Consider the following 21,390-nt stretch of genomic DNA (forward strand, 5'->3'; position numbering starts at 1 on the left):
TGATAATGAAAAAACTACAAATAAAAATACCACTCATCCTGCCCGAAGTGCCTGATGAAAAAGACCAATGCGTAGATAAACTGATCCACCAGCTTCAGGACAAAGATGGGCTTGAAAAAGTACATGTAGCTGATGAAACCGACAATGGTGTACCACAACTCTGCTTCCATTATGATCCGGAGTTGATCTCTATTGACCGGATCCAAAAACTGGCGGAACAAACCGGTGCTGAGATCACCGAAAAGTTTGGCCATAAACTTATTGAAGTGGAAGGTATCAGACATACACGCCATGCCCGAAACATAGAGCGAAACCTTAGAAACAAAGCGGGCATTCTGGAAGCTTCTGTCTCAGGTTCCGGCATGGTAAGACTGGAATTTGATACCACCAAAATAGATGAAGCGGAGATACTTAAATCATTAAGGAAAGAAGGTCTTGATATACCCGATACGCAGGTAAGTGCTGAGCGATTTCTTCAGCAAGCCAAGAAATCTGAACAACAGGAAACCCAAGAAAAAGAAGATGAGCATTCACATGAGGAAGGTGAAGATCATGACCACTCACACGGTGGTATTTTCGGCAAAAATACAGAGCTGATCTTTTCCATCATCTGCGGGGCATTGCTTGGAATAGGTTTTGGGCTTTCATATGTAGAAGCTATTCCTTCATGGGTAAGCTTGACGCTCTACATCGCAGCGTATTTCTTTGGTGGTTTTTATACCGCGAAAGAAGCTATAGAAACGGTTTCTAAAGGAGGTTTTGAGATTGACTTCCTTATGTTAGTAGCAGCTATTGGCGCAGCTATTTTGGGCGAATGGGCAGAAGGTGCACTGTTGCTGTTCCTGTTCAGTATGGGCCATGCTCTGGAGCATTATGCCATGAACAAGGCCCGTAAATCCATTGCCGCTTTGGCAGAACTGGCTCCTAAAACCGCCTTGCTCAAGAGAAATGGAAAAACAGAAGAAGTAGGTATAGAAGAACTGAGCATTGGAGACATCATCATAGTGAAGCCTAATAGTAAAATTTCTGCTGATGGTGTGGTAGTAGATGGTCGGAGTAGCGTAAATCAAGCACCTATTACCGGGGAAAGTGTGCCCGTAGATAAAGAACCTGTAGATGATCCCGATAAAGACTGGTCACAGGAAAAAGACATTAAGGACGAGAACCGTGCCTTTTCCGGTACGATCAATGGCAATAATACACTGGAAATCAAAGTGATCAAAGTAGCGAAGGACTCTACGCTCTCCCGCCTGGTGAAACTGGTGAATGAAGCCCAGACCCAGAAATCGCCTACCCAGCAACTTACAGACAAATTTGAGAAATACTTTGTGCCTGCTGTATTGGTACTGGTAGTATTGCTCCATTTTGCTTTTCTGGTCATTGACGAGACCTTTAGCGAAAGCTTCTACCGCGCCATGGCCGTACTGGTAGCTGCGAGCCCTTGTGCTTTGGCTATCGCCACCCCGAGTGCGGTGCTCAGTGGAGTAGCCCGGGCAGCCAAAAGTGGGGTACTTATCAAAGGTGGCCGCCCATTGGAAGATTTAGGCGTACTTACTGCCCTGGCTTTTGATAAGACCGGCACACTAACAGAAGGTAAGCCTAAGTTAACGGAGGTGGTAGCCTTGGAGGATGTGAAAGAAGAAGAACTACTGAGAATAGCAGTTGCGGTAGAGGGTCTTAGTGATCACCCACTGGCAAAGGCCGTAGTGCGTGACGGGAAGGAGCGACTGAAGGGTGCTGACATACCTGAGGCGAAAGACCTGGAGGCAGTGCTTGGGAAAGGGATCAAAGCCACATTGGGAAGTGACAAAGTCTACATTGGCAACCTGGACCTGTTTGAGTCGCTGGATGAAAAGAAGCCATCAAAGGAAATAGAAGAAAAAGTAAAATCCTTAGAGTCTGATGGCAATACTACCATGCTCATCCGGCAGAATGACGATTACATAGGCATCATCGCCCTGATGGATACGCCAAGAGAAGAAGCGAAAAATACCTTAGCGCAACTGAAAAAGATCGGCATCAAACGCATGATCATGCTCACCGGTGACAATCAGAAAGTGGCCGATGCGGTAGCCAAAGAAATCGGTCTCACGGATGCCTGGGGCAGTTTGCTGCCGGAAGAAAAAGTAGAAGCCATTAAAGAGCTTAGACAAAAAGAAGACAAAGTAGCCATGGTTGGCGATGGTGTGAATGATGCCCCGGCCATGGCCAACAGTACGGTAGGAATAGCCATGGGAGCAGCAGGAAGTGATGTGGCTCTGGAAACAGCCGACATTGCCCTGATGGCCGACAAGCTGGAAACCTTGCCTTTTGCTATCGGTTTAAGCAGAAAGGCCAAAGGCATTATCAAGCAAAATCTTTGGGTTAGTCTGGGAATAGTGGCTTTGCTCATTCCTTCAACCATTTTTGGTCTGGCCAATATCGGTATTGCAGTGCTTATTCATGAAGGTTCAACCTTGGTGGTAGTCTTTAATGCATTGAGGTTGTTGGCGTACAAGAAACACCTCTAACAACAGATTTAACTATTAATAATAATATGAGCATAGCAGAAGATATACTTCAGGATCATGGCATTCTTTCAACTGATACTCGTTCCAAAGTCATTGAATACATTCTTAGGAAGGAAACAGCTTGTAGTTTGAAAGAACTTCAACATGCTTTGGCTATTACTTCCAGGCAGGAAAAGCCGGTAAATAAAACAACTTTTTATCGCACCATAGACCTTTTTGAAGAAAATGGAATTGTACACAGGGTTGATGATGGTACAGGAATAGCAAAATATGCCTTATCAAAGCATGACTCTGCCGAAGGGAAATGGCATCTCCACTTTCGCTGTGAAGTGTGTAATAGAACCTTCTGTTTACCTGATCCTATACCAAATGAGCTACTTTCAATTGGGGGCAATCATCATGTAAAGAAGGTAAATATGGTGCTCCAGGGTATCTGTGAAAAATGTTGTGAAAATTTACCGAATGAATAAAAGCACATTCAAAATAAACAAAATGGACTGCCCCTCTGAGGAGCAAATGATCCGCATGAAATTGGAATCTCATTTATTAACCAGGATCAAACGCTAATGTAATAATTGTTACAGTGTTTTTGCTTTTAATCCGTTAGGTTATTACAGAACTAAAAACCATATAAAATGAAATACTATAGTGAAAAAACATTGAATGATGTAAGCTTTGAAGAAGCCATACAAATGGTCACTGAAGCATTGAAAGCAGAAGGCTTTGGGATACTCACTGAAATAGATGTGAAGGAAACCATGAAAAAGAAGCTGGATGAAGATTTTCGGCCTTATAAAATCCTGGGAGCATGTAACCCTCCCTTCGCCTTTAAAGCATTACAAGCTGAGAATAAAATCGGAACCATGCTTCCCTGCAATGTTATTGTGCAACAAACTGATGCTGGTGTGGAAGTAGCGGCTGTAAGGCCTAAAGCTTCAATGGCAGCTGTAGATAATGCAGAGTTGGCCGTTATAGCCAATGAAATTGAAGCCCGTCTAAAAAAGGTGATAGCATCATTATAGTATGGAAGTTTTCAAAAACGTCCGATAAATGAAGGCTCTACATTGGTGGTGGTCTTTAATGCACTGAAATTATTGGCTTATGAAGAATAAGAAAAAAGAATAAAAGCACATTCAAAATAACCAAGATGGACTGCCCCTCTGAGGAGCAAATGATCCGAATGAAGCTGGAGGGATTTCATCTTAAAAGTATGGAAATATGGAAAAATATGATATTGTAATTGTTGGTTCGGGTCCGGGCGGCTATGTATGCGCCATACGTGCCGCCCAGCTGGGATTTAAAGTGGGATTAATTGAAAGATACAATACCCTGGGCGGCACCTGCCTCAATGTAGGCTGCATCCCTTCCAAAGCCTGGCTGGAAGCCTCGGAACATTACTATAAGCTCAAACACCAATTCGAGGATTTTGGCATTGGTGTCAAGGAGGCGAATGTAGATATGGTAAAAATGAACCAAAGGGTTCAGGATGTCGTGGGGGAAATCATCAATGGGGTAGCCTACCTGATGAAGAAGAATAAGATTACCGTTTATGAAGGCCACGGGACCATCAAGGATAAGAACACGATTGAAATTAAGGGCGAAGATAAAACACAAATCATAGAAACGGATAAGATGGTCATCGCTACCGGGTCAAAACCCGCGTCCCTGCCGAACATCGAAATAGATAAAAAGAGGATTATTTCCTCTACGGAAGCCCTTGCTCTTACAGAAATTCCCAAACACTTAATGGTCGTTGGAGGTGGTGTTATTGGGGTCGAGATAGGTTCTGTTTTCGCCAGGTTGGGGTCAAAGGTCTCCATAGTGGAATATCTTGATGGGCTTATCGCCACTATGGACAAATCCCTGGGGGATCAATTATATAAATCATTGAAAAAACAGGAGATGGAGTTCTACCTGGAGCATAAGGTCACCAATGCTTCTACCAAAAACGGTACGGTAAGCTTGGAAGCACTGAACAGGAAAGACGAAAAGGAAATGCAGTTGGAAGGTGACTATTGCCTTATGGCCATAGGACGAAAACCCTACACCGTCAATCTGGGACTTGAAAATTTGGGAGTGGAAACCAACGAAAAGGGACAAATAAAAATAGATGATAACATGGAAACCAATATCAAAGGAATTTACGCCATTGGCGATGTGGTAAGGGGCGCAATGCTTGCTCATAAAGCGAGTGAAGAAGGTGTTTTTGTGGCTGAACGCATTGCGGGACAAAAACCGCACATCAATTACCCCTTTATACCGAACATCGTCTATACACAGCCCGAAGTAGCCGGTGTGGGACTTACCGAGGAGGAACTTAAAGAAGCAGGAAGAGCGATAAAGACGGGTAGCTTCCCATTTAAGGCCAACGCCCGGGCAAAGATAAGTATGGATACGGATGGATTTATAAAGGTAATTGCCGATAAGGAAACCGATGAGATATTGGGAGTGCATATGATAGGCCCGCGAATAGCCGATAGTTACACCGAAGCGGTGGTGGCAATGGAATTTAGGGCAGCTGCCGAGGATATCGCACGTATGTCTCACGGGCATCCCACGTTTTCAGAAACTTTCAAGGAAGCCTGCTTAGCCGCTACCGAAGATAGGGCTTTGCATATTTAAGCTTTATAAGTGATGAAGAAAATCTCAGAAGCTAGCCTAGAAATTCAATGAGTTTGACAGAAAGTTATTTCAATGACCAATATAAATAAAAGCACATTCAAAATAACCAAAATGGACTGCCCCTCAGAGGAGCAAATGATCCGCATGAAGCTGGAACCTCTCAGCCAGGTAAAGCACCTGGAGTTTGACATTCCGGCACGCAAGCTGGAAGTCTTCCATCAGGATGAAGTACTGCCTATACAAAATGCTATCAGTGAACTAAACCTCAACGATCAACTCCAAGGTACTTCTGAGGCAGAAATGCCCATTGCCGAAGACGAGACCAAGCACAAGAAAATACTCTGGTGGGTGCTGGGCATCAATTTTGGATTTTTTGTAGCCGAAATGACCACCGGATGGATATCCAGCTCCATGGGCCTGATAGCCGACTCGTTGGATATGCTGGCTGACTCAATTGTTTATGCCCTGAGCCTTTTTGCGGTGGGAGCGGCTATTGCCCGCAAGAAAAAGGTAGCTAAGCTCAGTGGTTACTTTCAGATGGGCCTGGCACTGCTTGGCTTTTCGGAAGTATTACGCAGGTTTTTCACCCAAAGCGAAACGCCCCTTTTCCAGTGGATGATTATCGTTTCCCTGCTGGCTTTAGTGGGTAACCTCGTCTCATTATGGCTGATCAACAAGGCAAAAAGCAAAGAGGCCCACATGCAGGCCAGTGCAATTTTCACTTCTAATGACATCATCGTCAACGGAGGGGTAATACTGGCTGGTGTACTGGTTTATTTTCTGGAAAGTAAGTGGCCCGACCTGGCGATTGGGGGCATTGTTTTCGCCTTTGTAATGCGAGGAGCAGTAAGGATTTTAAAGTTGGCAAAATGATACCCAAACAACTGAATATATGAATGCATGGTTATGGGCAGGCGTGTTAGTACTGGCCGCATGGGCGGCTCATTGGGGGGCAGATCAACTGCTGACCCCTTTAAAATTGCTGCGTAAACAATGGGGGCTTACCGCCTCGGCAGGAGCGGCATTTCTGGCCATTGTCACGGCCAGCCCGGAGGTGGCCATCAATATTACCAGTGCGGCAAGGGAAGTATCCGATATTGGTCTGGGTAACCTGCTGGGGTCTAATATTATTTCTATTCCTTTGATGATTACCATAGCCTATTTCGCCTCACGTAAGCAATTCAAAAACAATCCTAAGCATCAGGAACATTTGGATGCCAATATGCTGGCACTCAATAAGCGCTCTGTACCCGTTCTGTCATTGCCCTATTTAGGGATAATCGCTTTAGTAGCCATTTTGACTATACCCAAAGCGTGGCGCGGGTTACAACCGGTGGATGGCTGGATTATGCTGGGGGCTTATGCCGCTTTTTTGGCGCATGCCATTATCAGGGGGAGAAAAGAAGGAGAAAAAGTAAAGTGGACTCAAAAGAAAATATGGCTTTCCATAGCAGGTGCAATTGCTATAGCAGCCGGGGCTTTTTTCATTGTAAAAGCGACAGAAAACATCGTTTCGGCTTTGGGTATATCCCAGATTGTGGGAGGGCTGTTCATTACAGGTATCATGACCACCGCACCGGAAGTGTTTAAGACCTGGAGTGTGGTCAAAGGGGGAGAGGTGACCGCAGGTACCACAAGTGTTATAGCCGACAATGCCATTACCATGACGGTTGCATTCTTCCCCCTGGCACTGGTCAGCACTCCGGTACAGGATTTTCAATTGTATTGGGTTAACCTGGCCTTTGTTGGCTTGATGCCACTGCTTTACAGCCTGTTTGTTCATCAAAGCAAAGACCTGCATGGTTTCAGTAGATGGCAGGTATTCGTTTTTGATGGAGCTTATTTGGCCTATTTGTTTGTTATGGCATTTTTTGTCTTAAAACTTTTTTAACCGATGAAGGAAGAACTATTCAAAGACTACCAAAAACGCCTCAATGCCCTGGAAGAAGGCATCAGGGATGCAGTCCTGAAATATGCCGAAGAGCTCTACCTGAATCAAAAATGCTCTAAAGATGAAGCCATTGATCGGGCCATTGCTAAGGTTGAAATGGAAAGAAGAAAATTGTAACTAATAATATAAACCAACATGCTAACAATATTAGAATTTACCAAAAACAATGTAATAGCTACGAAAGCTCAGGAAAACCTGACTGAAGCTGACATTCAAAAAATTCACCCGCTGATTCATAACATCGTGAACCGTGGACAGAAAGTACGGTGGTACTTTGAGATGGAAAATTTTTCCGGATGGAAATTCAATGCCTTCTGGAAAGATTTAAAAATGGATATGTCTCACGCTGACGATTATGAAAAGATTGCTATGGTGGGCGACAAAAAATGGCAGGATTGGATCACTCAGTTCATGAAGCCATTCACCAATGCTGAAATCCGATACTTTGATAGTGAACAAAAAGAAGAAGCAAAGGAATGGATCAATCAGTAGATAGGAATAATACCGGGTTAGCATACATCAGAGAGACTGCCCGCAAGTTTCTGGATAGGGAAACCTCAGGTGGTTTGCTTTTAATTGCAGCTACTATTTTCGCTTTGGTTTTGGGCAATTCCCAATGGGCCGATGCATATCACCACTACCTCACTGACGAATTTATTTTTGAGTTTTCAGAGCATTTCAGTTTTGGACTGACCATAGAAGAATGGATCAATGACGGGCTGATGGCCATATTCTTTTTAGTAGCCGGTATGGAGCTGAAGCGGGAAATTATGGTGGGTGAATTGTCTTCCTTCAAAAAAGCTTCAATGCCACTTTTGGCTGCCTTAGGTGGTATGACCATACCGGCTTTGATTTTTGTCAGTCTCAATACTGGAACAGAGAATATTAGCGGTTGGGGAATACCTATGGCTACCGATATTGCCTATTCCTTGGGTATCATCGGTTTATTGGGCAAAAGAGTGCCGTCACAGCTTAAAATCTTTCTGGTTGCTCTCGCTATAGCTGATGACTTGGGAGCCATATTGGTCATAGCCCTGTTTTACAGCAATGAGCTGAGTTGGTTATTCCTTGGTACTGGGGTCGGCATATTTATATTATTAATGCTGTGCAATCGGTTTGGTGTAAAAAGCTTAATCTGGTATATTTTAGGAGGCTTGGCCTTGTGGTACTGCTTTCTCAATTCCGGGGTGCATCCTACAATAGCAGGGGTACTCTTCGCCATCACCATTCCAGTAAAACCCAAACTGGACAGCAAAATCCTGAAAGAGCGTACCGCTAAGAATGTGGCCGCACTTGAAGAAACGGACATTGAGAACCGCGACCCCATGCAGGATATTCGTCAAAGAAAAATACTAAAGGACATAAAAACAGATACTGAAAACTCAAGGCCTCCTTTGCTTAAGCTGGAGAATGCATTGATCAATTTTAACGCCTTTTTTATCATTCCTGTATTTGCCATTGCCAATGCCGGGGTGAAGTTGGATGTTGGGCTTTTAGAAGTGGCTTCCAGTTCTTTAGGCTTGGGTATTGTTTTAGGTTTAGCAATAGGAAAGGTCATGGGAATCAGTCTTTTTGCTTTTATTGGTGAAAAGTTCGGCCTCTCAGAACTTCATGCCACTCTGCGCTGGAAGCATATTATCGGCATGGGCATGATAGCTGGTATAGGTTTTACCATGTCACTTTTTATTACGAATCTGGCGTTTACAGACCCTGCGTTGGTGAAGGTCTCCAAGATCAGTATTTTAATTGCCTCATTGATTGCGGCTGTGGGAGGAGTGACCACCTTATTATTTACAAAACCCAAAACTGAAAATTAATGATACATTTAAGAATATTTCTGCCTGTATTTTTCCTGCTTTACTTTTTGCTCACATTTTTGATGTACGCGCCAAAACGAAAAGATAAACCACCAAAGCTTAAAACAGTTACTTTATTAAATAACCTGATATGGCTTTTGGTGATTGCTCTTACTACAATTTTCTCGCTGTTTCCTGAGATTTACCATCAATATGTTGTGCCTTTTGAAGCCTTAAAAACCCATACGCTAAGTTGGGTAGCTATTGGAATTATGACCGTTGCTTTCATGATTGTATTTTCTGCCAAAAACTATCAGCGACTGTCCAGAGGCAGTGAACGAAGAGGTTGGCTATTGCTTACAAAAGGCATCTATTCTAAAACAAGAAACCCGCTGCATCTGGGGCAATTAATCACGCTGATAGGCTTTTTTCTCTGTATTCCCAGCATCTATTCAGGTATTATATTATTACTTGGAGCCTTTATCGTATTTGTCCGGGTTGGACTGGAAGAAAAGGTGATGGAGAGTGTTTTTGGAGAAGATTACTGAACATACAAGAGCAAAGTAGTGCCACACTACACCGCTTTATGATAAGTACTTGTTTGCTTAATGGAATTATATACCTATAACTCAATAAATAAAAAACGTGAACTATGAATTAGAAATTCTTGATACACTCATATCATATGACATAGAACCTTCAAAGTTTAAAACATATTCTTTCGATAAAAAAAAATTAGGCTATTGGAAAAGCATAGCCCAGAAGGAAACTGAGCGGATAAAAAAAGCTTTTGTGAAAGAAGCATTCAGTTTGAAAAAAGAAAAACATATTGAAATTTACATTCAACAACATCAGAAAGAGTTAATTAGATTAACTGATCACCTTTTGAGTTATATTTCAGAAGAAGAAAAACTGAAAGTATATGAAATCAATGAAAAACAAAATCTTACCAACCTTTACAAGGTAGTATACATCTGTTTGGAAGACCTCATCACCTATGTAGAAAAACATTTTTCCAAGTATTTCAATCAGGAAACTAAAATACCGGATAGCTACAATATCATAGCCATTCGAGATATTAGAGAAAAGATTCATTCAGTGGAGTCATCTTTTAATGCCAAAGAACTTCATAAAAAGTTACTTTTTTTAGTACTCCTACCTCTCAAGAGGTATATCAAGGGGAAATATGTTGATGATATTTCTTTCCGCAGATTAATTTACCTTAAAACCTTATTAAAGGAACTTTCAGAATGGTCAAACTCTGATTTTGAAAAAGATGATCTTAATCAAAAATTAATTTGTGCTATGGTTTATCTGAATTATAACTCATATAAATTTTTTACCCTTTGCACCGAACATATAAAAGCACAATACCAACAGGGAGATACTTTGTGTAGCCAAATTGAAAAGCTCGCATGGTTTTATAAAAACATAAATCAAGCACAGGAAAAACCGGGCTTTGCATACAAACATAAACACAAGTCTCTAAAAGATAGTATTATCGAATGGATAGATGAAGAAATGAGTTTTCTGGAAAAGCGGCAACAACTAACATTAAATATTGCAGTAAAACCAAGTGAAAGTTTGCCTGATGATTTTAAACTGAACACTAAATTATCAGTTCCTCAGTTGGCTTACCTCATTAAAATATTCATTGAAAGTGGTGTTTTACAAAACCGGAACCAAAGGGAAGTCTTAAAATTTCTTGCCCAGTTTGTAAGAACAAAAAAAGCGGAAAGGATATCAGCAGAGAGCCTAAGAACCAAGTATTACAATGTAGAAGAAAACACAAAAGAAGTAATAAAAGATATCTTGATTGAATTGCTAAATCGGATAAGGAAAGGTCTTTAATCTTCTACCAAATCCTCAAGCCCAATATTTGTCAAAAAAGAAATATATTCGGCTAATATTCTGTAATTAAATAGAGGGTGTTTCTGTAATACCTCAACAGGTAATTCAACCATCTGTGATAAGGTGCTAAAATGATTTACTCTGGCCATTTCTTTAAATTCCGTACTAATGTCAAGGAATTGTATAGATACATGCAATTGTTTATTAGCGGTACTCATTCTTTCTCTTCTTTTCGGCCCCACTACCACTAAAAAAGTAGCGTGGGACATCAATCATTGGTCCTAGAGGTACCGCCAAGCACCCACCGTACACAATAAACTGAGCCCACGCATAGCATGAGCGATCAGCTTATTTCCTTTGTACGGCTTGAAAATTGGCGGTTTCCTAGAACGCAGAAAATAGCTTTCGCTATAATATTTTAATTCAATATGTCTTTTTCTATTCCAAAGGTAGCGATTTGCTAGCATCGCGTCCAGAATTATATTTTAAAACTCATGAAGCAAAAGTTTTTAAAACTTTTTTATTACTGAATATCAATGAGTTGAAAAGGGTCCTGCAACCCGAAGGACTGTTTTCTGATTAGTCAAATCACGTGCTTTGTCACCATACTAAACGAAATCAAAAATTATGGCAACAGAGATTATTACTACGGATGATCTAAGAGAATTTAAACTGGAACTCCTCGATGAGTTCAAAAAATATTAAAAGAATATTCTGGTCAACCAACCAAGAAATGGCTCAAATCCCCAGAAGTCAGAAAAATACTTGACATCTCTCCAGGTACGCTTCAAAACCTACGCATCAATGGAACATTACCCTTCACCAAGATTGGAGGAGTGATCTATTACGATTATCAGGACATTCATAAAATGCTTACCGAAAACAGAGTTCATAACAACTACTGAAGAGATGCCGGTCAATGAACTTCATCAAACATTATCTGGAAGTCATGAACAAGATCACTATGGATGACAGGCTTCATGCTACGCATGTTAGCCTGTACATTTCCCTTTTCACTTTGTGGAATTTAAACAGGTTTGAAAACCCAATTTCTATTAACCGGGAGGAAGTAATGAAGATTAGCAAAATAGGGTCTAAACACACCTATCATAAATGCTTGAAAAACCTCAGTGAATACGGGTATTTAAAGTACTACCCATCTCATAATCCGTTACGGGGAAGTAAGGTATACATGTTCAATTTCAGTACAACTGATGAACAGGTAGTGAGCCAGACTAGTGCTAAAATCGGTACAAGTAATGAACAAGCACTGCCCCCTTCATTAAACAGTTTAAACAATACAAACAATAAAAAGAGCTTAAACAGGCATAAGCCAAATTCTAAAAAAAGAACGACTTAAAAATAGAAGACTTTATAGGGGATGATAAAAAAATGATCCCTCCGGAAAATGGAGAAGTGATCAGCTTTTTCAAAGCTGAAAAATACCCGGAAAAGGAGGCTAAAAAATTCTTCAACTACTTCCAGTCCGTGGGCTGGAAAGTCGGAAAGAACAAACCTATGGAAGACTGGCATGCCGCGGCCCACAACTGGATGCTAAACACCACGCAATACAATGAAAAGAAAAACTCAAACAACTTCCACACCAATCCCAACAAAGACTATGGTGAACCACTCTAATAAACCCGTACGAGTAAGGCTTGCAATAATCGGTAGCAAGCAGAGGACTAAATTTTATTTGGCCTTAAATCATGAACGCCCGAAGAAATTGGGTCTGAATAATTAAGATGCAAAAGCACTGTTTGACCGGAGGGAGATTGCTTTTGCTTACGGAATCAACCCAATTTCTTAGTGAAGGATTTACAGCCCTGATCTCTTTGCATACTTTCTGTATCAAGACAGAAATCAACGATTCGCGAGGGCCTGTGCGGCATGCATACGTGTATGAGCAAAGTATGGGCCTGTCCGGCCAGAGGACAATAACTCAAAATCCATATCTATGAGTCAAACCCATCAACTACATAGCAACACTATCCAATTCGACAAATGCCTCGAATTCCTCGATAAGGCGGGCAAAGAATTCTTTCATCCTAAATTTCGAATATGGGAAGAGGATCATTATATCATTTTCAAACTACTGGTCTATTTCTACAAGGACAAAGTCAATGCTGCAAAGCATGATATTGATTTGAATAAAGGTATACTTTTAACAGGGCCAGTGGGATGTGGTAAAACCTCTTTGATGACTATCCTTCGCTTTATACTGGCACCAAAAGAACAATATATCATGAAGTCCACCAGGGACATAACCTTGGAATTTATTCAGGACGGGTTCCCCGTCATTTACAAATACTCCAAATCATCCTTTCAACAAAAAAGTGGAGAGCTGGTACCAAAGACCTACTGCTTTGACGATTTGGGAGTAGAGTCCAATATCAAATACTTTGGGAACGACACCAATGTCATGGCCGAAATCCTCCTGAGCAGGTACGACATGTTCATTAGTCAAAAAATGCGAACGCACGCCACTTCAAACCTTTCCGCCAGTGAAATAGAAGAACAATACGGCAACAGAGTAAGAAGCAGACTGAGGCAAATGCTGAACATTATAGCCTTTGATGCTGATGTGGAGGATAAAAGAACATAGTTCAGCATTCGCTAACACCATTGCAGATATGTATTTGAGAGAAATATTGAGCCGGATAAAGTTTGATGCGAAGGGGTCTTCATAAAATGAATGTATTTTTATATTGTATTGATTGTCAGTGTTTAACCTGACATTGTTTCATTTTAGCTTTGTTGTTAATTAATAAAGTAGACAAAGTGTCTCATTTAAGTAGTTGGTATACTTAATGATAGGAAGAACAAGTCTGAAAATATCGGGTGATGATTAATATAACTTTTACATATTGAGTTAAGTCTAATAGTTGTAATTATGTTGCTTTTTGAGAGGTATTCAGATCGGTGTACGCTCCAAACCGAAATTAAATTGGACAAAAATAACAGCTATGGCTTATCTGTTAAAAGAGAACCTTTATTCAAAGGTAAGAAGTAGGTTTTATTCCGATTTTTCTGTCGAGAATGCAGCGAAAAGAACGCTCAATGAAACGGTGAATGCACAAAAAAGATATTCAACAAAAAAATATGACGTATTCCTATCGCATAGTTCAAAAGATGCATCTCTAATTCTTGGAGTAAAGTATGAACTCGAAGAAAAAGGGTTCAGTGTCTATGTAGACTGGATTGATGATTCTGAAATAGATAGATCAAAAGTAACTGCTGAAAATGCAGCAATGTTAAGAGACAGAATGCGTAATTGTAATTCACTGATTTATGTTTATACAAAAAATGCAACTCAGTCAAAATGGATGCCGTGGGAATTGGGGTACTTCGATGGTTATAAAGGAACCGTAGCTATTCTGCCTGTTCTTGATTCAAAACATGAAACTTTTAAAGGGGTAGAATTTGTTGGTGTCTACCCCGTAATTGAGTTGTCTGAATACTCCAATTATTTCAGAGTCAATGAAGCCTATGGAAGATCACCTTATTTAAGCGACTGGATAAAATAGATATTATGTATAGAGGCTTCAATTTAACACTAGATGATTACAATGAGATTAACTACAATGTAGGAAGAACCATTTTTGATAGTCACCAATCCAAAATAAAGAAAGGTTTAGAGCATTTCATCGATAACGATGGCAGCATTGACGGGCAACAACTTTCAGAGGAATGGTTTCCAAAAATACAAGCCAATTTGTTTATTTCTCATTCTCATAATGACGAGAAAAAAGCTCTCTCTTTATCAGGTTGGTTATATCAAAAATTTGGACTGACTTCATTTATAGACTCAAGTGTCTGGGGGTATTCAAATGATCTCCTAAAAATCATCGATAATGCTTATTGTAAGACAGGGGAATATTATAGCTATGAGAAAAGAAACTATTCAACCAGTCATATTCATATGATGTTGTCGGCTGCTATTACCAGAATGATAGATAGTTGTGAATGTTTGTTCTTTTTAAATACACCAAGCTCTATGAAAGCATCTAGTACTATTTCTGGTAGAACTAATTCACCATGGATTTATTCTGAATTGGTCACATCGAAATTAATAAGGAAAAGACCTCTATTACATTATAGGCCGGATTTGATTAAGGCAGTATTTGAATCAAGAGAATTTAGTGAGGGTTTGGGTTCTATCATGCACAAAGCTCCGTTAGATCATTTGACCGATTTAAATAAATCAGATTTATCTAATTGGGTTAAGGGCTGTGGTGAAATTACACATGATGATCAATACCCTTTGGATGTTTTATATTCAATCAAACCACAAAAAAAATAGATATGTTTTCCCATGATATAGAATCATTCATTTCTTCATATTTGAAAGAATTAGAAGAAAATAATGCAGCAATTTTTGCGGGAGCTGGATTATCAGCCGGTTCAGGACATGCTGATTGGTCGGGATTAGTAAAGGATTTTGCTGATGAGTTAAACTTAGATATTAAAAAAGAAACTGATCTAATAGCCTTAGTACAATATCATTTGAATGCAAACGCACATAATCGTCACCAACTAAATCAAAAAATTGCGAACGAATTTCATCATGGGAAGCAACCCAATGAAAATCATAAAATTCTTGCCAAATTACCTATAAATACATTTTGGACAACCAATTATGATAGGTTAATTGAAACTGCTCTCACGAATGAAAATAAAGTTGTTGATGTGAAGTATGTAGAAAAACATTTAACAACGACCATTCATGGGAGGAAGGCTGTCGTTTACAAAATGCATGGTGATGTAGAGCACCCAGATGATGCAATTCTTTCAAAGGATGATTATGAAAGATACCATAAAACTCACGCAACTTTTTTAAATGCTCTTGCTGGAGATTTAGTTTCAAAAACATTCCTGTTTGTTGGGTTTAGTTTTACAGATCCCAATTTAGAGTTTGTACTAAGCAGGATTCGAGTAACATTTACAAGCAACCAAAGACCCCATTATGCAATTTTTAGAGAAGTAAAGCAGGATAAAGACGAGCCCAAAACAGATTTTGAATACAGAAAAATCAAACAAGAATTGTTTATTCAAGATTTAATGCGCTTCAATATTAAGGTTTTACTGGTCAAAGAGTATTCACAGATAACTTCAATTTTGAATGAGATTGAAAATAGATTCAAGAGAAAAACGATTTATATATCTGGAAGTGCTCATGAATATGGTGGCTGGGATTCATCTACTGCTGAATCATTTATCTCATCGCTTTCTAAGAAACTAATAGAATCCGACTATAAAATAGTATCTGGATTCGGACTGGGAGTAGGTAGTTTTGTGATTAATGGAGTTCTCGAAGAAATATACCTTAACAAGAAAGAGAATCTTGAAGATCAACTTTTATTACGCCCATTTCCACAAGGAAAAAAAGGCAAAGAACTGTGGCCAACTTACAGAAAAGATATGATATCTTATGCAGGTGTATCACTTTTTGTGTTTGGAAACAAGCTTGAAAATAATGAGTTAGTAGTAGCTGATGGTGTCAGAAAGGAGTTTGAAATTGCTAAACAACAAAACGTTTTACTCATACCAGTCGGTGCTACTGGCTCCATGGCAAAGAAACTTTATGATGAAATCTCCACAGACTTTGAAAAATATTTTGAACTAGGGGTTAAGAGTGATTTTGAAAAATTAGGAGATTCTTCTTTAACTCCAGAAGATTTGATTGAGTCAATATTAACTTTTATCGATAAAGTAACTAAATAAATGAGCATTAAAAGGCAAATATTTTACAGCTTCCATTTTGACAACGATGTTTTCAGAGTTCAACAAATTCGAAATATTGGTTTTATAGAAGGCAATCAACCAGTTACTGCCAATAGATGGGAAGAAATCAAAAGGGCTGGTACAAAGGAAATTGAGAAGTGGATTGATGATAATATGAAAGGTAAAACTTGTGTTGTTGTCCTTGTCGGTGAAGGCACAGCAAATCGTCCATGGGTTCGTCATGAAATCACAAAGGCATGGAAAGACGGTAAAGGAGTCTTGGGTATTTACGTCCACAATATTAAATGTGCCAGAACTGTAAGAGAAAACCCTTTTTCATCAGGGAAGTGCTCTAAAGGTCAAAATCCATTTGAAACATTTAAACTGGGAGATGAATCATTGTCATCAATAGTAAAATGCTATAATCCAAGTTCAAGCGATGCTTATAACGATATAAAAAACAATATTGATAAATGGATTGAGGACGCAATTAATACCCGTAAAAGATATGCCTAATGATAAAGGAGTTTAAAAAGGACTACACTAGTGTTTATATCAGTAGTCATAAATCCGCTATTAATTTAGGTTTTAAGATCTTTCAGGAAGATATCAATGAGGGAGTGATCAATTTTAAAGTCCCTATGAGTTGGTGGTCATTTGGAGAAAATTTCAAGATTTTGATTACAAAAAAGGGTGATCAAACTACTATTGTCGAACTCGCCTCAGAAGGTGTCGTTGGGTTACAATTTTATGATTGGGGTAAGAACAACAAGAATGTTACCAACTTCTTTAAAACATTAACCAACCAATTAAAAGGATGAGAATTTACTGTCACTGTAATCATTGTAATAAGAAGATGTATTTAGCTTCACAATCAAAGAGCAGAGTTCAGTTAGCTAATTCGTGGGGTAGAAGCTTTAGAGTCAAATGTAATGTATGTGCTAGTATAAGTTTAATTGATGTTAATCTGGTGTCTGCAGAAATAACTAAACAAAATGCTCCTTTTATGAGAACCTTAGGAGGTGGAGTACTTGGAGTTCTTGCCGGCCCTTTGGGCATCACTATAGGTTTAGCTACGGGAAGGGTATCTGGTGGTATCGTTCGAGAAAACGATATTGAAGACGTAAAAAGGTTTAACAATTATTTTATTTAGAAATCCGGCAGTTTGTGGGGTTGTTGACTTATTTATTCGAGATATATCAACAAAGTCTCTTCTTTACTATGAATTCCAAAATACTCTGAGGGGTAGTTTTTTCATTAAATCAAGGGTTTTTAATTTTTACTAGAGTTAAAAAAGTAATGATTTGCAAAAAGTGTTGAAAAGTGATACTTTTCGCAAAACAAAACTCTAAATGGCTGCTTCAGGCAAATTACCGACTTTAGAACAATGGATCAATAAACTACTTGCATCCGGAAAAGTTGCTTTCTCATTACCAGGAGTAAAAAAAGAGCTGCCTCATTATTCTGATATAGCCATAAAAGAATCCTTAAAGAGGCTTTCAAAAAAGGGAAATATACTTTCCATCCACAAAGGATATTACCTCATTATCACACCGCAATATGCTTCCAGAGGAGTCTTGCCCTCTCAGCTTTTTATTGATGGTTTGATGAAATACCTGGAAAGGCCATACTATGTCGGTTTGCTTAGTGCAGCAGCCATGTACGGGGCAGCCCACCAACAACCTCAGGAATTCTATGTGATCACCACAACGCCAGCATTGCGACCAACCCACAAGAAGACTTTGAAAATCAACTATATTACTAAAAACAGTATTCCTGAAAAGTTTCTCGTTCAGAAAAAGACAGAAGCCGGGTATATCAAAGTCTCTTCACCAGAGCTCACCGCATTAGATTTATTATGGTATGAAAAACGTGCCGGAGGATTAAACAGGGTGGGTACAATATTAAATGAACTTATTGAGGAGTTTAAAGCAGAAAGAATAGATCAAGAATTTGTGAGCTTAAATTCGGCAACATCAGTTCAACGTCTCGGCTATATGCTCGAAAATGTGGTACAAGGAAAAGAGTTTGCAGACAAATTATTTTCGGAGAGTAAAAATGCAAACATTAAATTCTATAGAACACCATTAGACGGAAGTGAAGAAACTCAGGGCTACTCTTCAAAAAATAGATGGAATGTAATTGTAAACACAGAAATTGACATAGACGAATGATTCCTCAGGCATATATCACCGAGTGGAGCAATACAGTTCCATGGCAAACCAATGAACAAATAGAGCAAGACCTTATTATTTGCAGGGCACTAGTAGCACTCTTCTCAGATGAATTCCTGAGTGAAAACCTGGCCTTTCGTGGAGGTACAGCCTTGCACAAACTTTACTTGAACCCAGCTCCTCGGTATTCAGAAGACATCGATCTGGTCCAGATTAAAGAAGGACCGATCAAACCCATTTTAAAACGAATCGATGAAGTGATCACCTTCTTTGAAGAAGACAGGGTAGTCAAGGTCAAAGCCAACAATAACACCTTGCTGTATCGCTTTAACTCGGAATACTCACCAGACATTCGCCTAAGGTTAAAAATTGAGATCAATTGCCGGGAACACTTCAATTTACTGGGATGGAATTCATTTCCTTTCTCTGTAAAAAGCGAATGGTTTACTGGCCAATGCGATATTACTACTTATCATCTGGACGAACTCTTAGGAACCAAACTTCGGGCATTATACCAACGCAAAAAAGGAAGAGATCTATTCGATCTATATTATGCCGATCAACATGCAGAGCTTGATTATGATAGAATCATTCACTGCTATAACGAATACATGAAATTCGTGGTAGGCAAGCCACCCACTCAAAAAGAATTCCGGCTCAACATGGAGCTAAAGAAAAAATCAGCACAATTCTCAGGCGATATGCAAGGGCTTCTAAGCCCTAATTTGGAATACAACCAGGACGAGGCTTTTGAGTGGTTAATAAGTGAAATGATTGATTACATTTAATTTTTATAATCTTTTTTAGTTCAAAAAGGATGTTAATAATGTGAAAAAGAGCTGGTTTTAGATGAAAATATATTCTAATATAGTTAGATAATTATCTATAAATTTTTGAAGTAACCATGTGGAGTGATAATGATACCGTTATAGATCTTTTAGACTATCAATACTTAGTTTCAGCCACAAATGATATTATATTCAACCAATCATTACTTCCGTGTACAATAGGTGTTTATGGAGATTGGGGGAGTGGGAAGTCCAGCTTGATGCGTATGGTTGAAGAATCTCTAAATTCAGATGATGAGGTTCTTACTATAAAGTTTAATGGTTGGTTATTTGAAGGTTATGAAGATGCTAAATCAGTCCTAATGGGAACTATTTTAGAAGAAATAGAAGAGAATAGGACAATACAAGGCAAGGCAAAAGATTTATTTGTTAAGATGCTTAAGCAAGTTGATTACATGAAAATTGCTAAAAGCGTTTTGAAGCATGGGATTAGCTTTGCTACAGCTGGACCTGCCGGATTAGCAATGTCAGGTTTTGGTGATGTTATATCAGCTGCTCAAAATATAGATCCTGAAGACTATATAAAGGACGATAATAAAGAAAAGGAAGATACTCTCCGAATGAGTATCAGAAAGTTTCATAAAGACTTTGCTGATCTATTACAGCATCTAAAAATTAACAAACTTGTTGTGTTTATAGATGATTTAGACCGCTGTAATACTGATACAGTTATTGATACTTTAGAGGCGATAAAGCTATTTTTATACGTGCCTAATTCAGCTTTTGTGATTTGTGCAGATGAGAAAATTATTGAGTATGCTGTAAGAAGAAGGTTTCCAGAAGTTCCAGGGAGAGGTTTAGAAGTAGCCAGTGCGTATCTTGAAAAGTTAATCCAGTTTCCAATTAGGTTACCAAGGTTAAATGAAGTGGAATTAGAAACATACATTAACCTTCTTTTTTCGCAATTGTATTTAGAATCGGACAACTTTACTAAAGTTAGAGAAGGAGTTATAAACAATAAATCTGTCAGTGAACTTCATGTAAAAAAAATTGACAACGACTTTTTTGATGAACTAGGGATTAGTATTTCAAATGATCTTCAAAAAGCTCTCTTGCTTACCAAGCAGATTACCCCAGTTTTAACTATCGGATTAGATGGGAACCCAAGGCAATCAAAAAGATTTATGAATATGCTTATGATGAGAATTGGAATGGCTAAGTCAAGGAATATTGAATTAGAAATTCGTGTTCTAGCCAAACTAATGTTACTCGAGTATTTTAAGAAAGAAACATTCATAAAGCTTCATCAGTATCAAGCTGAACAAGGAGGGAAGCCAAAAGAAATTGGCCTTTTAGAAAAGGAAATTAGTACAGATTCAACATCAGATAATGCGAGTGAAAATGACTTGCTACATACTTCTGAGGTTGAAATCTGGAAAAAGGATGATTGGATAAAGAGTTGGGTAAATACAGAGCCTAAATTGAGTGGTTTAGATTTAGGTTCATATTTTTACTTTTCCCGAGATAGGCTTAATTCTATGACTGGAACTAAGCAACAAATGAGTTCTCAAGCTTTAGCTGCATATCACGACTTGACAAGTGGAAGTGACGGATTTGTAAAGAAGGCCCTACAAGATTCTTCCAGTCTTAGTGCCTCAGACTCATCTGCAATATTTGAGGAATTAAAAGACAAGCTGTTGCAAGAAAGTGGTAGCAGTGAATCATTGAACAATTTTAGATTACTTTTTTCATGGGTGAAGGAGAGATCTGAGTTGATATCACAACTACTCACCTTTTTAAAAGGTATCCCAACTGATAATATTCCATCATTGGCAGTATCAGAACTCCTCAAAGTAATAAAAAGAACAACTTACGAAAAAGATGGTGCTGATTTAATTAAAACGTGGGCTAGTAGTGAGTCAAATAAAGATTTAGCTAAGATTGCTAGTAATAGGATAAAACCAAAAAAATAAT

At 39.0% G+C, this 21,390-nt stretch carries 23 protein-coding genes; all 23 read left to right on the plus strand.

Going from position 1 to position 21,390, the window contains the following annotated elements:
* Positions 1–5: 5 nt before the first annotated feature.
* Positions 6–2,510 carry a heavy metal translocating P-type ATPase gene (locus tag ACO067_RS02170; protein ID WP_421870118.1) on the plus strand — a complete coding sequence of 835 codons (2,505 nt, stop codon included), beginning with the start codon at positions 6–8 and terminating at the stop codon, positions 2,508–2,510.
* Between the two features lie 26 nt (positions 2,511–2,536).
* Positions 2,537–2,980 (plus strand): Fur family transcriptional regulator, encoded by a 444-nt coding sequence (locus ACO067_RS02175; RefSeq protein WP_155171108.1) that lies wholly within the window; start codon positions 2,537–2,539, stop codon positions 2,978–2,980.
* Positions 2,981–3,145: 165 nt separating this feature from the next.
* On the plus strand, positions 3,146–3,532 hold the full coding sequence (locus ACO067_RS02180; protein WP_155171109.1) for a DUF302 domain-containing protein: 387 nt from the start codon (positions 3,146–3,148) through the stop codon (positions 3,530–3,532).
* 196 nt (positions 3,533–3,728) lie between these two features.
* Positions 3,729–5,132 (plus strand): dihydrolipoyl dehydrogenase, encoded by a 1,404-nt coding sequence (lpdA, locus tag ACO067_RS02185; protein ID WP_155174780.1) that lies wholly within the window; start codon positions 3,729–3,731, stop codon positions 5,130–5,132.
* 81 nt (positions 5,133–5,213) lie between these two features.
* Positions 5,214–6,005 carry a cation transporter gene (locus ACO067_RS02190; protein ID WP_421878260.1) on the plus strand — a complete coding sequence of 264 codons (792 nt, stop codon included), beginning with the start codon at positions 5,214–5,216 and terminating at the stop codon, positions 6,003–6,005.
* Between the two features lie 19 nt (positions 6,006–6,024).
* Positions 6,025–7,023: a sodium:calcium antiporter gene (locus ACO067_RS02195; RefSeq protein WP_421870122.1), complete on the plus strand. Its 999-nt coding sequence runs from the start codon at positions 6,025–6,027 to the stop codon at positions 7,021–7,023.
* 3 nt (positions 7,024–7,026) lie between these two features.
* Entirely contained in the window at positions 7,027–7,200 is a 174-nt protein-coding gene (locus ACO067_RS02200; protein ID WP_188463346.1) for a hypothetical protein, read from the plus strand.
* Positions 7,201–7,218: 18 nt separating this feature from the next.
* Positions 7,219–7,575 carry an STAS/SEC14 domain-containing protein gene (locus ACO067_RS02205; protein WP_188463344.1) on the plus strand — a complete coding sequence of 119 codons (357 nt, stop codon included), beginning with the start codon at positions 7,219–7,221 and terminating at the stop codon, positions 7,573–7,575.
* Entirely contained in the window at positions 7,560–8,900 is a 1,341-nt protein-coding gene (gene nhaA, locus ACO067_RS02210) for a Na+/H+ antiporter NhaA (protein WP_155174784.1), read from the plus strand. The genes ACO067_RS02205 and nhaA overlap by 16 nt, the downstream gene beginning before the upstream one ends.
* The gene (locus ACO067_RS02215) at positions 8,900–9,427 is read left to right on the plus strand and encodes a methyltransferase family protein (protein ID WP_421870125.1); all 528 of its coding nucleotides are present in this window, start codon (positions 8,900–8,902) and stop codon (positions 9,425–9,427) included. Before nhaA ends, ACO067_RS02215 begins: the two co-directional genes overlap by 1 nt.
* A gap of 97 nt (positions 9,428–9,524) precedes the next feature.
* Entirely contained in the window at positions 9,525–10,730 is a 1,206-nt protein-coding gene (locus ACO067_RS02220; protein WP_421870128.1) for a hypothetical protein, read from the plus strand.
* Positions 10,731–11,500: 770 nt separating this feature from the next.
* Complete coding sequence (locus tag ACO067_RS02225) at positions 11,501–11,635, plus strand: helix-turn-helix domain-containing protein (RefSeq protein WP_421878262.1); 135 nt, start codon at positions 11,501–11,503, stop codon at positions 11,633–11,635.
* A 487-nt stretch (positions 11,636–12,122) separates the two neighbouring features.
* Entirely contained in the window at positions 12,123–12,368 is a 246-nt protein-coding gene (locus tag ACO067_RS02230) for a hypothetical protein (protein ID WP_421870130.1), read from the plus strand.
* A gap of 319 nt (positions 12,369–12,687) precedes the next feature.
* On the plus strand, positions 12,688–13,335 hold the full coding sequence (locus tag ACO067_RS02235; RefSeq protein WP_421870133.1) for an ATPase: 648 nt from the start codon (positions 12,688–12,690) through the stop codon (positions 13,333–13,335).
* A 361-nt stretch (positions 13,336–13,696) separates the two neighbouring features.
* Positions 13,697–14,257, plus strand: coding sequence for a toll/interleukin-1 receptor domain-containing protein (locus tag ACO067_RS02240; protein ID WP_421870140.1), 561 nt, complete (start codon positions 13,697–13,699; stop codon positions 14,255–14,257).
* Between the two features lie 5 nt (positions 14,258–14,262).
* A complete protein-coding gene (locus tag ACO067_RS02245) occupies positions 14,263–15,033 on the plus strand; it encodes a hypothetical protein (RefSeq protein WP_421870148.1) in 771 nt (256 codons plus the stop codon).
* A gap of 41 nt (positions 15,034–15,074) precedes the next feature.
* On the plus strand, positions 15,075–16,454 hold the full coding sequence (locus ACO067_RS02250) for an SIR2 family protein (protein ID WP_421870151.1): 1,380 nt from the start codon (positions 15,075–15,077) through the stop codon (positions 16,452–16,454).
* The gene (locus tag ACO067_RS02255; protein ID WP_421870154.1) at positions 16,455–16,970 is read left to right on the plus strand and encodes a TIR domain-containing protein; all 516 of its coding nucleotides are present in this window, start codon (positions 16,455–16,457) and stop codon (positions 16,968–16,970) included.
* Positions 16,970–17,275, plus strand: coding sequence for a hypothetical protein (locus tag ACO067_RS02260; protein WP_421870156.1), 306 nt, complete (start codon positions 16,970–16,972; stop codon positions 17,273–17,275). Before ACO067_RS02255 ends, ACO067_RS02260 begins: the two co-directional genes overlap by 1 nt.
* 185 nt (positions 17,276–17,460) lie before the next feature.
* The gene (locus ACO067_RS02265) at positions 17,461–17,607 is read left to right on the plus strand and encodes a hypothetical protein (protein WP_421870160.1); all 147 of its coding nucleotides are present in this window, start codon (positions 17,461–17,463) and stop codon (positions 17,605–17,607) included.
* A 199-nt stretch (positions 17,608–17,806) separates the two neighbouring features.
* Positions 17,807–18,628, plus strand: coding sequence for a type IV toxin-antitoxin system AbiEi family antitoxin domain-containing protein (locus ACO067_RS02270; RefSeq protein WP_421870163.1), 822 nt, complete (start codon positions 17,807–17,809; stop codon positions 18,626–18,628).
* Positions 18,625–19,416: a nucleotidyl transferase AbiEii/AbiGii toxin family protein gene (locus ACO067_RS02275; RefSeq protein ID WP_421870166.1), complete on the plus strand. Its 792-nt coding sequence runs from the start codon at positions 18,625–18,627 to the stop codon at positions 19,414–19,416. Before ACO067_RS02270 ends, ACO067_RS02275 begins: the two co-directional genes overlap by 4 nt.
* Positions 19,417–19,532: 116 nt before the next feature.
* Entirely contained in the window at positions 19,533–21,389 is a 1,857-nt protein-coding gene (locus tag ACO067_RS02280; protein ID WP_421870169.1) for a KAP family P-loop NTPase fold protein, read from the plus strand.
* Position 21,390: the final 1 nt, after the last annotated feature.

Origin of the sequence: Marinoscillum sp. (assembly GCF_965229915.1) — a bacterium.
Lineage (GTDB): Bacteria > Bacteroidota > Bacteroidia > Cytophagales > Cyclobacteriaceae > Marinoscillum.

What these genes read in the sequence shown, in the direction of transcription:
- ACO067_RS02170 (WP_421870118.1), top strand. Translation starts at nt 6, where the DNA reads ATGAAAAAACTACAAATAAAAATACCACTCATCCTGCCCGAAGTGCCT.
- ACO067_RS02175 (WP_155171108.1), top strand. Translation starts at nt 2,537, where the DNA reads ATGAGCATAGCAGAAGATATACTTCAGGATCATGGCATTCTTTCAACT.
- ACO067_RS02180 (WP_155171109.1), top strand. Translation starts at nt 3,146, where the DNA reads ATGAAATACTATAGTGAAAAAACATTGAATGATGTAAGCTTTGAAGAA.
- lpdA (WP_155174780.1), top strand. Translation starts at nt 3,729, where the DNA reads ATGGAAAAATATGATATTGTAATTGTTGGTTCGGGTCCGGGCGGCTAT.
- ACO067_RS02195 (WP_421870122.1), top strand. Translation starts at nt 6,025, where the DNA reads ATGAATGCATGGTTATGGGCAGGCGTGTTAGTACTGGCCGCATGGGCG.
- ACO067_RS02200 (WP_188463346.1), top strand. Translation starts at nt 7,027, where the DNA reads ATGAAGGAAGAACTATTCAAAGACTACCAAAAACGCCTCAATGCCCTG.
- ACO067_RS02205 (WP_188463344.1), top strand. Translation starts at nt 7,219, where the DNA reads ATGCTAACAATATTAGAATTTACCAAAAACAATGTAATAGCTACGAAA.
- nhaA (WP_155174784.1), top strand. Translation starts at nt 7,560, where the DNA reads ATGGATCAATCAGTAGATAGGAATAATACCGGGTTAGCATACATCAGA.
- ACO067_RS02215 (WP_421870125.1), top strand. Translation starts at nt 8,900, where the DNA reads ATGATACATTTAAGAATATTTCTGCCTGTATTTTTCCTGCTTTACTTT.
- ACO067_RS02230 (WP_421870130.1), top strand. Translation starts at nt 12,123, where the DNA reads ATGATCCCTCCGGAAAATGGAGAAGTGATCAGCTTTTTCAAAGCTGAA.
- ACO067_RS02235 (WP_421870133.1), top strand. Translation starts at nt 12,688, where the DNA reads ATGAGTCAAACCCATCAACTACATAGCAACACTATCCAATTCGACAAA.
- ACO067_RS02240 (WP_421870140.1), top strand. Translation starts at nt 13,697, where the DNA reads ATGGCTTATCTGTTAAAAGAGAACCTTTATTCAAAGGTAAGAAGTAGG.
- ACO067_RS02245 (WP_421870148.1), top strand. Translation starts at nt 14,263, where the DNA reads ATGTATAGAGGCTTCAATTTAACACTAGATGATTACAATGAGATTAAC.
- ACO067_RS02255 (WP_421870154.1), top strand. Translation starts at nt 16,455, where the DNA reads ATGAGCATTAAAAGGCAAATATTTTACAGCTTCCATTTTGACAACGAT.
- ACO067_RS02260 (WP_421870156.1), top strand. Translation starts at nt 16,970, where the DNA reads ATGATAAAGGAGTTTAAAAAGGACTACACTAGTGTTTATATCAGTAGT.
- ACO067_RS02265 (WP_421870160.1), top strand. Translation starts at nt 17,461, where the DNA reads ATGAGAACCTTAGGAGGTGGAGTACTTGGAGTTCTTGCCGGCCCTTTG.
- ACO067_RS02270 (WP_421870163.1), top strand. Translation starts at nt 17,807, where the DNA reads ATGGCTGCTTCAGGCAAATTACCGACTTTAGAACAATGGATCAATAAA.
- ACO067_RS02275 (WP_421870166.1), top strand. Translation starts at nt 18,625, where the DNA reads ATGATTCCTCAGGCATATATCACCGAGTGGAGCAATACAGTTCCATGG.
- ACO067_RS02280 (WP_421870169.1), top strand. Translation starts at nt 19,533, where the DNA reads ATGTGGAGTGATAATGATACCGTTATAGATCTTTTAGACTATCAATAC.